Source organism: Cryobacterium tagatosivorans, from assembly GCF_004402215.1.
GTDB lineage: Bacteria > Actinomycetota > Actinomycetes > Actinomycetales > Microbacteriaceae > Cryobacterium > Cryobacterium tagatosivorans.
On the sequence record NZ_SOEZ01000048.1, the window covers coordinates 1 to 9676 of the forward strand.

Annotated in this window: 12 protein-coding genes; 6 read left to right on the forward strand and 6 right to left on the reverse strand. The window is 71.0% G+C overall.

The window, feature by feature from the left end; all coding sequences use genetic code 11:
- Both E3O23_RS09800 and E3O23_RS09805 read left to right on the forward strand, forming a co-directional pair.
- A partial coding sequence (locus E3O23_RS09800; RefSeq protein WP_174776627.1) for an FAD-dependent monooxygenase occupies positions 1–1084 on the forward strand: 1084 nt, incomplete at its 5' end.
- Between the two features lie 208 nt (positions 1085–1292).
- Positions 1293–2162: an alpha/beta fold hydrolase gene (locus tag E3O23_RS09805; RefSeq protein WP_166790475.1), complete on the forward strand. Its 870-nt coding sequence runs from the start codon at positions 1293–1295 to the stop codon at positions 2160–2162.
- Positions 2163–2233: 71 nt separating this feature from the next.
- Here the strand turns inward: E3O23_RS09805 and E3O23_RS09810 are convergent, their stop codons facing one another.
- Positions 2234–2836 carry a histidine phosphatase family protein gene (locus E3O23_RS09810; protein ID WP_134490555.1) on the reverse strand — a complete coding sequence of 201 codons (603 nt, stop codon included), beginning with the start codon at positions 2834–2836 and terminating at the stop codon, positions 2234–2236.
- A gap of 125 nt (positions 2837–2961) precedes the next feature.
- Between E3O23_RS09810 and E3O23_RS09815 the strand changes: the two genes are divergently transcribed.
- Positions 2962–3351, forward strand: coding sequence for a DUF7715 family protein (locus tag E3O23_RS09815; RefSeq protein WP_198415172.1), 390 nt, complete (start codon positions 2962–2964; stop codon positions 3349–3351).
- A gap of 116 nt (positions 3352–3467) precedes the next feature.
- Here the strand turns inward: E3O23_RS09815 and E3O23_RS09820 are convergent, their stop codons facing one another.
- The 3 genes from E3O23_RS09820 to E3O23_RS09830 form a co-directional block, all read right to left on the reverse strand.
- Positions 3468–3779 carry a putative quinol monooxygenase gene (locus E3O23_RS09820; protein ID WP_134490559.1) on the reverse strand — a complete coding sequence of 104 codons (312 nt, stop codon included), beginning with the start codon at positions 3777–3779 and terminating at the stop codon, positions 3468–3470.
- Between the two features lie 112 nt (positions 3780–3891).
- Positions 3892–4347, reverse strand: coding sequence for a GyrI-like domain-containing protein (locus E3O23_RS09825; RefSeq protein WP_134490561.1), 456 nt, complete (start codon positions 4345–4347; stop codon positions 3892–3894).
- The gene (locus E3O23_RS09830) at positions 4344–4799 is read right to left on the reverse strand and encodes a GyrI-like domain-containing protein (RefSeq protein ID WP_134490563.1); all 456 of its coding nucleotides are present in this window, start codon (positions 4797–4799) and stop codon (positions 4344–4346) included. The genes E3O23_RS09825 and E3O23_RS09830 overlap by 4 nt, the downstream gene beginning before the upstream one ends.
- Before the next feature lie 501 nt (positions 4800–5300).
- Between E3O23_RS09830 and E3O23_RS09835 the strand changes: the two genes are divergently transcribed.
- Entirely contained in the window at positions 5301–6254 is a 954-nt protein-coding gene (locus tag E3O23_RS09835; protein WP_166790476.1) for a DUF4433 domain-containing protein, read from the forward strand.
- Positions 6255–6435: 181 nt separating this feature from the next.
- Here the strand turns inward: E3O23_RS09835 and E3O23_RS09840 are convergent, their stop codons facing one another.
- A complete protein-coding gene (locus tag E3O23_RS09840; protein WP_241983420.1) occupies positions 6436–6744 on the reverse strand; it encodes a GNAT family N-acetyltransferase in 309 nt (102 codons plus the stop codon).
- A gap of 199 nt (positions 6745–6943) precedes the next feature.
- Here E3O23_RS09840 and E3O23_RS09845 point away from each other — a divergent pair, with 199 nt between their 5' ends.
- The gene (locus tag E3O23_RS09845) at positions 6944–7927 is read left to right on the forward strand and encodes a DUF559 domain-containing protein (protein ID WP_134490567.1); all 984 of its coding nucleotides are present in this window, start codon (positions 6944–6946) and stop codon (positions 7925–7927) included.
- Positions 7928–8085: 158 nt separating this feature from the next.
- Here the strand turns inward: E3O23_RS09845 and E3O23_RS09850 are convergent, their stop codons facing one another.
- Positions 8086–8643, reverse strand: coding sequence for an MOSC domain-containing protein (locus E3O23_RS09850; protein WP_134490569.1), 558 nt, complete (start codon positions 8641–8643; stop codon positions 8086–8088).
- Positions 8644–8813: 170 nt separating this feature from the next.
- Here E3O23_RS09850 and E3O23_RS09855 point away from each other — a divergent pair.
- On the forward strand, positions 8814–9676 hold an 863-nt coding region (locus E3O23_RS09855), incomplete at its 3' end, for a PD-(D/E)XK nuclease family protein (protein WP_338145304.1).

Sequence of the window (9676 nt, forward strand, 5' to 3'; positions counted from 1 at the left end):
CGGCACGGGCGGCACGGCCGGCGGCCCGGCCACCGCTGCCGACCCCACAGTCCCCGCCGCCGCCGGCGACCTCGCACCCGGCGTCGCCCACGTGGTGGCCGGCCGCCGCGGGCTACTGTTCCTCTTCGCGATCGGCGAACGCGCCACCTGGCGGATGCTCGCCACGCGCGCCGTGGGGGAGTCGCGGCATCCGTTCGGCCAGGCCGGTCCGCCCGTTCCGCTGGCCGAACTCCAGGCCCTGGTCGACGACGCCGGCCTGCCCGCCCGAATCACCGAGGTGGCCTGGTCGGCCCAGGTGCGGCTGCAGCACCGCCTCGCCACGCACTTCCGCCGCGGGGCGCTCTTCATCGCCGGCGACGCCGCGCACGTGCACTCGCCGGCCGCGGGGCAGGGCATGAACACGGGCATCCAGGATGCCCTCAATCTCGGCTGGAAGCTGGCCTTCGCCGCCCGGTCCGACCGCTCCGGAGCGGCGCCGCGCACCGAGCTCCTCGCCTCCTACGGGCGGGAACGGCGCCCGGCCGACCGGAAGATCCTCCGGGTGACGCACGTCATCTTCTGGGCCGAGGCCAGCCTGCATCCGCTCGCCCAGTTCCTGCGCGCGGTCGTGGTGCCGCTCGGCGCGCCCCTCGTGCCGTGGCTGACCCGGCGGCGGAAGCTGGTGGCCGAGGGCGCTCGCATGCTCTCCCAGTTCCGGCTGCACTATCGGGGCAGCCGGCTGTCGGTCACGGGGGTGCGGGCCGCCGGGTCGGAGCGACGGTCGCCCCGCCGCGCGCAGGCCGGCACGCGACTGCCGGATGCGCTCGTCCGGTGTGAGGGCCGCCGGGTTCGGCTCCATGAGCTGATCGCGAAACCCGGCGTGCACATCCTGCTGCAGAAGGACGCGGGCAAAATCGACGCCGGACTGCTCGGCCCGATGACGCACGTGCACCGGCTGGGCGACCGTCCGGGGCACGGCGTGGCCGTCATCCGGCCGGACGGCTACGTCGGCTTCCGCGCGGCCGAGGTGAACCAGGACCAGCTGGCCGCGTGGCTGAGGATGGTGGGCCTGGCCCCGGTGGCGGGCGGAACCGTTACGCGCTGACGCGGGGTCGCCGGGGCATCAAGCCAGCCCTGACTCGCGTCGCCGGCGCAGCAAGCCAGCCCGGGGTCGCCGGCGCATTCCAGACGCTCCCGAAACGTGCCTGTCCATCCCTTTGCGGTGGCCCCGACCCGCGGGTATTGTCCCCCTCGCCTCCCGCCGGATCCGCCCGCGGCATCCGGAGTGTCACCCCAAGCGAATGGTTGATTCGATGTTCGAAAGCACAAACAGCACGACGCGATCCCGCACCCCGGATGCTCCCGGCACGCGGGTCTACGGCAGACTGCCCGGCGGGCTGCCGTTCCTCAGCCTCGGGTCGGGTGAGCCGCTGGTCTTCCTGCCGGGGATCGGCCCGCACAACGAAGCCCCGGTCGGGATGGAGCGCCGGGCGCAGGCGGCGATGGTGGAGCCGTATGCCAAGGACCGGCGCGTCTGGTGGGTGAACCGGCGGCCCGGGCTCTCGCCGGATGCCACGATGGCCGACCTCGCCGGGGAGCTGGCCGGCGCATTGCGCCGCCAGTTCGGCCGGCCGGTCGACGTGCTCGGGATCTCGACCGGCGGCAGCGTCGCGCTGCAGCTGGCGATCGACCACCCCGACGTGGTGAAGCGGCTCGTCATCGTCTCGGCGGCCTACCGGCTCGGGGATCGCGGGCGGGAGGCGCAGCGACGGGTCGCCCGGGAGGTGCAGGCCGAACGGCCGCGGCGGGCGGCGGCCGAAGAGTTCGCGATGATGGGGGCCGGCGCCGCGTCGAGGCGGTTGCTCCGGGCGACGGGCTGGCTGGTCGGCCGCTCGATGTACGGCAAGGCCACGCCGGACATGATCGCCACGATCCACGCCGAAGACCAGCTGGACCTCCGGGACCGGCTGCACGAGATCTCCGCCCCGACCCTGGTCGTCGGCGGCGACCGCGACGCGTTCTACAGCGAGCAGCTGTTCAAGCAGACCGCCGCCCTGATCCCTGACAGCCAGCTGCTCCTCTACGAGGGCAAGAGCCACATGGGCACTTCGATGAGCCGCAACCTCGTCCCGGACGTGCTCGGCTTCCTGAACGCACACTCGCCCGGGCAGCCCCGGGGTTGAGTTGCGGACAAAGTACCTTCCCGCGCGCCGGGAAGGTACTTTGTCCGCAGTTCAGTCTCGACAGCGGGCGCTCAGAGCACGGGATCCATCGAGTTGAGGTGGCAGGCGTCGTTCCACATCTGGAGCACCCGGTTGTCGCGTTCCCAGCCCAGCGTTGACACGGTCGCCGTGCCGAGGCTGAGGTTCCGGCCCGCCGTCGGGGGCAGGTCCATCCAGCGGGCGGCCATGATTCGCAGGAAGTGCCCGTGGGCGAACACCGCCACAGGCCCGTCGGCCGCCAGGCAGGCCTCGATGGCACGGTCGGCGCGCGCGCCCACATCGTCCACGGATTCGCCCGCCTCGACCGGGTGGTCCCAGATCGACCAGCCCGGGATGGCCCGGCGGATGTCGTCGGTCGTGCGCCCCTCGTACACGCCATAGTCCCACTCTAGGATGTCGTCGCTCGCGACGCCCTGGCCGGCGTACCCGGCCCGCTGCATCGTTTCCCACGCGCGCACGAGCGGGCTCGACAGCACGAGCGAGAAGGCCTGGCCGTCGAGCATCTCGCCGAGGGCATCCGCCTGCTGGCGTCCGAAGTCGGTCAGCGGGATGTCGGTGCGGCCGGTGTGCTGGCCGGTGATGCTCCACAGGGTCTGCCCGTGCCGGATCAAGGAGATGGTGTTCGCGCTGGCCATGCGACGAGTCTAGGAGCCCTCGCGTTCGAGCCGGTCCCGCAGCTCGATCACCGCAATGTCGGTGGCTGCCGATACCGTCATGCCATCTACTCGCTAACGCTCGTGCCACGAACGAAGGAGAGATGATGAAGGTACTTGTGGCCACGAGGGTGACGCAGGGTAAACGCAAGAGCGACTTCAGCCACTGCGTCGACGGGGAACTTGTCTGGATGATCGACCCCTGCCCGTTGAGCAAGCGCCTACCGGACGGCCCGTGCGGCTGCGGGCGCTCGTTCTCCGGGATGAGTTCCGACGGGTACACCACGACGGCCGTCGTTCGCGAGATTCCCGGTTTCAGTCGCCGCGACTACGAGACGGCGCTGCGAGCCAGCTTCGACGCGAAGGGCTGGTGTCCGTGTTGCCTGACCCGCTCGGTGCCCGACATCGTCGACGATCTGATCGACCTGGCCGCGTCCTGGGTCGACGGAACGGTCGTCGGCCGCCGACTGGACAGGGTCCTGGCCCGGCACCGCTGACCCCGGTCGTCGCGCCCGCACTGCCGGTCGCGCCCGCCCGGTGGTCGAGCTCCGCCCGCAGGTGGTCGAGCCCCGGCCGCCCCGGTGGTCGAGCCTGTCGAGACCCGGCGACTAACTCAGAGCGCGCCCTGAAGCTCGTTTCCCGCGGGGATCGGCACCAGGCGGGTGACCTCGACGGGGCCCTCGAGCAACCCGTCCAGCGCTACGTTCAGCCGCTTGACGGCCTCGCCCGCGCCGTGAGAGTCGAGCAGCTCGGCGGATTCCCACGACTCGATCATGATGATCTGGCCGTTCGGTGCCTCGTGGATCGCGTAGAGCAGGCAGCCGGGTTCTTCGTGGACCTCGGCGATGGCCGGCTTGAGCGCGGCGACGACCTGGTCGAACGCGTCGGCTTTGGGGGTGAACACGGCAGTGACAACGACGGGCATGTGATTCCTTAGGTGACGGGTTGGCTGGGGCAGCGCCAGCATATCCGGCGGCTGCAGAATAGGGCTCAGCGGCGGGCTCATCCCGGCCGAGAGTGCTCGACGCGACCGCCGCTCAGGCGAGCGGCCAGACGATCCGGGTCTGCCAGGTCGACGGGTCCGGGCTGCTGTCCGGGTCGGTCAGGTACTCCTCCCACATGTCCTCGCCCATCTCGAGCTTCTGCTCCGCCACCCACTCCATCAGCTCGCCGTACGTGGCGGCCAGGCCGTCGTACGATCCGGTGTGGATGGTCTGGATCGCCGGTCCGCCGGGGAGCGTGACGACGACGGCATCCGTGGTGCCGGTGACGGGCTCGGCAACCGGGAATCCCGCCGTCACGTCGGCCGTGTCGGTCGGCCTGCCGTGATACAGCGCCAGCGGGGGACCGGCCGGGGCGACGCCCTGCTTGCCCGCCTCCGCGAAGGCCGTCGCGAGTGCCCGGCCGAAGAAGTCGGTCATGGCGGTCATCGCGATCACCTCGTGCACGCCCAGGATGGTGCGCGGCTCGAGTTCGACCCGTTCGGCCTTCATGCGAGCGGCCAGACGATCCGGGTGGTCCAGGTGGACGGGTCGGGATCGCTCTCCGGGCCGGTGAGGTACTCCTCCCACATGTCTTCCGCCATCGTCAGGTCCTGCTCGGTCACCCACGCCATCAGCTCGTCGTAGGTGCCGGTCATGCTGTCGTACGACCCGGCGTGCATGGTCTGGATCGCGGGCCCGCCCGGCAGCGTGACGACGCTCGCCTCCGGAGTGCTCGTGACCGGCTGCTCGACCGGGAATCCCGCGGTCACGTCCACGGTGTCCGTGGGCTTGCCGTGGTACAGGGCGATCGCCGGCCCGGCCGGATACGCGCCCTGCTTACCCAGTTCGGCCGCCGACGTCGTGAACGCTCGGCCGAAATAGTCGACCATGGCGGTCATGGGGATGACCTCGTGCACGCCCATCATGGTGCGCGGCTCGAGATCGACTTTTTCGGCTTTCATGCTGGCTCCCTGGCTGCGATGGCGGCTGCGATGGCGGATGCCTGGCCCCGACCGAGGCCGACGGTGGCCAATGTAGTCCGCGCCCGGGGTGGTCGGAAGGGGACGCGGGCTCGCCCCGCGGGCTTGCGGCAGCCGCGCCGCAGATGCGCCCCAGCCGCGCCGCAGATGCGCCCCAGCCGCGCCGCAGATGCGCCCATTTTCGGCGGACGGCCCCACGCGGAGGACCGTCCGGCTGGGGGATGCCCGTCGTCAGGCCGTGTCGGACTCGAAGTTCCGCGTCACGACCTCCATCGTGCGCGCGTACTCCCTTCCTGTCCGTTCCCCGGCGCTGGCCGCCATTTCCGGCTCGGGACGGCCGCGTTTGCCACAACATTTCGTCCTCCTCGTCCCTCAGGCCGCGGGCGAGGTCGAGGTGTTCTCAGGATCGGTCCCCATCGACCTCGAAATGAACGTAACGTTGGTAGGTGGGGCCGGGGGCGCCACGCTACGAAAGGTTTCTACTTGAACGACGAATGCATCCACGGGCTCGAAGGCAATCTCTGCGACCAGTGCTTCCCGAAGGCCGCGCCCGTGGCCACGGTTTCGGCGCCCGTTTCGCGGGCCTCCTCGACCTCCGGGGTCTCCAAGCGGGCCAGCCGCGCGCGCGAGGCATCCGCTCCCACCGCGCTGCGCACTCCGCGCGCCGAACCGACGAAGTCCGCCCGTGCGGTGAAGGCCGCGGCCCTGCCGAGGGCATCCGCGAAGAAGCCCGCCGATGTCGGCGAGCAGCGGATCTACCACGTCACCCACATCAGCAACCTGGCCGGCGTCCTCAGCAGCGGTGCTCTCCTCGCCGACGCGAGCAAGGCCTGGGAGGGCCGTCCGGCCGTCGACATCTCCTCGGACGAGACGCGCGAGTCGCGCCGATCCATCCTCGTCTCGGGCCAGGGCAGCCTGAGCGTTGCGAAGTACGTGCCGTTCTTCCTCTCCCCGGACGCCACCGTCTGGGACAGCATTCGCGCCCACACCGGCGACCCGCGCCTGGCGCTCGACGCCCACGGCTCGGCCCCCTTCGACTTCGTCATCCTCGTGAGCACGATCAAGAAGGCGCTCGACACCCAGGCCGCCGCCGTGACGGATGCCGCCGACGTGGCTGAAGGCGAGTCCGGCTCGGCCGCGGCGTCCGTTGTGGCGACCGACGGGGACGCCACGGGCACGCTGACCCGCTTCGGCACGAGCCGTGAGGATGCCGAGCGCCTGTTGCGCATACTGCGCGCGGACCCGGAGTCTCCCGCGATCCTCGAGGCGGAGTTCCTCGTGGAGGAGGCGTTCCCCTACGAGCTGGTCACGCTCATCGGCGTGGCCAACGACAGGGTGCGCGACGTGGTCAAGCCCATCCTCGCGGCGTCGTCGCACCGGCCGAAGGTCGCCGTGTACCCGCCGTGGTTCCAGGCCTCGGAAGAGTCCGCGGAGTAGTTCGCCCGCGCGGCGCCTCCCCGCGCGCTGGAGTTCCGCCCCGCGCTGGAGTTCCGCCCGCGCGCGGCAGTTCCCAACTGAGTTCCGGACAAAGTACCTTCGTCGGGCGCGGGAAGGTGCTTTTTCCGCAACTCAGTGCCGCCGGGCGGATGTCGCGGGCCAGCGGCATCCGGGCGGCGAGTTATCGTGCCAGGAGCTCGGCGCGTTCGGGATGCTTGTCGAACCATTCGGTGACGTACCAGCAGCTCGACACGATGCGACAGGACGTCGTCTTCTCGATGTCGTCCACGGCGAACTCGACGAGCTCGGCGGCGTAGCCGTGCCCGCGCTGCGGCGGCTGCGTGTAGGTGCGCGTGAGCGCGATCAGGTTGCCATTAATCACGTAGTCGACGATGCAGGCCAACTGGCCTTCGACACGGAGCGTGTAGCGACGGTCGTCCGGTTCGTGCGCGAATTCGTGGGCCATGGCTTCAGCGTACTTGGCGAGCATCTGCGCCACGCATCGCTCAGAACCTCGTCCGGCGTATCCATCACCCCTGCCTCTGCCACCCTCCCGGGCCTAGTTTGAGTTGCGGACAAAGTACCTTCGTCGGGCGCGGGAAGGTACTTTGTCCGCAGTTCAACCACCTGGACGCCCCGCCTGTGAATAATTCGCACGCTGGAGGCGCGAAACCGGCATCCTCCATGACATGACAGCACGGGTCCCGCTCCCCGACGAGTTCTCCGATCGCCCCTTCCTCACCGCCACCGCACGAGACGCCGGCGTCGGCCCGTCGCGGCTGCGGGGGGCCGACCTGTATCGGCCGTTCTGGGGCATCCGTTCACCGGCCCCTCCCGCGCCCGCGGGCGCCCCCGGTGTCGCCGCCCCCGGTGCCGACGCTTCTGCTGCAGCCGTCGCCGTCGAGGCGCTCTGCCGGGCGCTCGCCCTGCGGATGCCCCCGCACGCCTTCTTCACGCACGAGACCGCGGCGCAGCTCCTGCGACTTCCGCTGCCGCGGGCGTTCGAGGCGGCGCCCCCACTGCACGTCGGGATGCCCGCGCCCGCCCGAGCCATGGACGCCCGGGGCGTGGTCGGGCACAGCATGCGCATCCGTGCGGACGATGTCGTGGTCTGGCAGGGCCTCCGCTTCACCGGCCCCGCGCGAACCTGGCTCGATCTCGCGGCCCGGCTCAGCCTCGTGGACCTCGTCGCCGCAGGCGACTATCTCGTGCAATGGCGGCGGCCGCTGGCCACCCTGGACGAGCTGGCGGATGCCGTGGCCCGCTACCCGAGTCGCCGCGGCCTTGCTCGCGCGCGCGACGCCCTCCCGCTCGTCCGCACCCGGTCCGAGTCTCGGCGAGAAACCAAGCTGCGCGTGGCGATTGTGCTCGGCGGCCTGCCCGAACCCGAGTGCAACCTGAACATCTACGACCCGGACGGGCGCCTCCTGGCCCGGGCGGACCTCGCCTATCCCGAGTTCCGGCTGCTGCTGGAGTACCAGGGCGATCACCACCGTACGGATCGGGCGCAGTGGCGCCGGGACATCCGTCGCGTCGGCAGCCTGGAGGACCAGGGCTGGCAGGTGCTGCAATTCACCGACGACGACCTGCGGGATCCGGCTGCGCTCCTCGCGCGCATCGAGCTGCGGCTGCGCGGGCGCGGCTGGACCGGGACGCGCCGCCCGCCCGACTGAGCCGCCAGTGCCCCTGCCCCTGAGCTGCCCCTGCGAGTTGAGCCGCCAGTGGCTTGCCCCCTGCGCTGCCAGTGCCCTGCCCGCTGAGTTGCGGACAAAGTACCTTCCCGGGCGTCGGGAAGGTACTTTCTCCGCAGCTCAACCCTGGGGGTCGAGCGTCAGACCACGCCGAGCGGGACCGGCACCCCGAGCGGCAGCTCCACCCGCACAGTGTCGCCGGGCAGGACCGTGCCGCCAGTGGCGACCACGCCCATCACGCCGGCCTTGCGGATGACGCTGCCGTCGGCATCCGTGGCGATTACGGCCTTCATCAGCCCCTTCTGCAGGCCGTTGATCAGGGAACAGGGGTTGCGCATCCCGGTGAGTTCGACCACGGCATCGGCTCCGAGGTGCAGGCGCGTGCCGAGCGGCAGGGCCAGCAGATCGATCCCGCTGGTGGTCACATTCTCGCCGAGCTCGCCGGGGCCGACGGTGAAGCCCGCCTCGGCGAGTTCCGCGAAGAGCTCGCCCTGGATCAGGTGCACCTGGGTGAGGTTGGGCGCCGTGGGGTCCTTCGCGCGGAGGTACCGGTGCTGCACCGTGGCGCCCGCGTGCGCGTCGCCTTCCACGCCGAATCCCGCGATCAGACGGATGCTCGCCACCCTCGGCTTGCTGAACCGGTGCCGGTCGTCGCGGCTGACCGAGACGATCGCGCCGCCGGGGTGCTCACTGTCCATGTGGTCGAGTCTCGCATGCGGCGCCGTTGCCCGATTGAACTGCGGACAAAGTACCTTCGTTTCGAAATTGAAGGAACTTTGTCCGCAACTCAGCGCAGGCGGCGCCAGGGGCAGCGCGCAGTGTCGGACCCCCCCGATACTCTCGACAGAGAGCGACCGGAGGGGGAGCCATGTACCTGTTGGACGGCGGCGTGGTCACCAGCGCCAGCGACCTGACCACGGCATCCAAGTGCGAGTTCGCGTTCCTGCGCACGCTCGATGCGAAACTCGGCCGGATCGCCGCGGTGCCCCAGAAGGCCGACGCCATGCTCGAGCGCACCGGCGTGCTCGGCGACGAACACGAACTCCGCGTGCTCGAGGGGTACCGCACGCGGTTCGGCGGGGGAGTCGTCGAAATCGCGCAGCCCAACCTGTTCCACGACGGCGCGCTCGAGGCCGCCGTCGCGGCCACCGAAGCGGCCTTCCGGGGCGGGGCCGACATCGTGTTCCAGGCGACGTTCTTCCGCGACAATTTCCTCGGCTTCGCCGACTTCATCGTGCGCCAGCCCGACGGCCGGTACCTGGTCCAGGACACAAAGCTCGCCCGCACCGCCCGGGTGACCGCGCTGCTCCAGCTCGCCGCCTACGCGGACCAGCTCGAGGCCCTCGACTTCGAGCCCGCGGAGACGGTGCAGCTGCTGCTCGGCGACGGAACCGTGAGCGAGCACCGGTTGGTCGACATCCTTCCCGTCTACCGAAAACGTCGGGCGCGGCTGCTGCAGATCATCGCCGAGCGGCTGGCGGACACCGCGCCCGTCGCCTGGGGCGACGCGCGCTACGCCGTCTGCGGCCGCTGCGCCACCTGCGAGGGCGAGGTGGAGGGCCACCGCGACGTGCTGCTCGTCGCCGGCATGCGCGTGACGCAGCGGGCGCGGCTCGCGGAGGCCGGGATCCTCACGATCGACGCGCTCGCGGCATCCGGCGGCGAGGCCGGCGCGGGCGCCGAGGCAGGCTCGCCCGGCACGGCCAGCACGCCCGCCACATCCGCAGCACC

Bases quoted from the DNA above. Each gene is read 5' to 3' on its own strand.
- E3O23_RS09805 (WP_166790475.1), top strand. From the start codon at position 1,293: ATGTTCGAAAGCACAAACAGCACGACGCGATCCCGCACCCCGGATGCT.
- E3O23_RS09845 (WP_134490567.1), top strand. From the start codon at position 6,944: ATGACAGCACGGGTCCCGCTCCCCGACGAGTTCTCCGATCGCCCCTTC.
- E3O23_RS09825 (WP_134490561.1), bottom strand. From the start codon at position 4,347: ATGAAGGCCGAACGGGTCGAACTCGAGCCGCGCACCATCCTGGGCGTG.
- E3O23_RS09850 (WP_134490569.1), bottom strand. From the start codon at position 8,643: ATGGACAGTGAGCACCCCGGCGGCGCGATCGTCTCGGTCAGCCGCGAC.
- E3O23_RS09815 (WP_198415172.1), top strand. From the start codon at position 2,962: ATGAAGGTACTTGTGGCCACGAGGGTGACGCAGGGTAAACGCAAGAGC.
- E3O23_RS09820 (WP_134490559.1), bottom strand. From the start codon at position 3,779: ATGCCCGTCGTTGTCACTGCCGTGTTCACCCCCAAAGCCGACGCGTTC.
- E3O23_RS09840 (WP_241983420.1), bottom strand. From the start codon at position 6,744: ATGCTCGCCAAGTACGCTGAAGCCATGGCCCACGAATTCGCGCACGAA.
- E3O23_RS09810 (WP_134490555.1), bottom strand. From the start codon at position 2,836: ATGGCCAGCGCGAACACCATCTCCTTGATCCGGCACGGGCAGACCCTG.
- E3O23_RS09830 (WP_134490563.1), bottom strand. From the start codon at position 4,799: ATGAAAGCCGAAAAAGTCGATCTCGAGCCGCGCACCATGATGGGCGTG.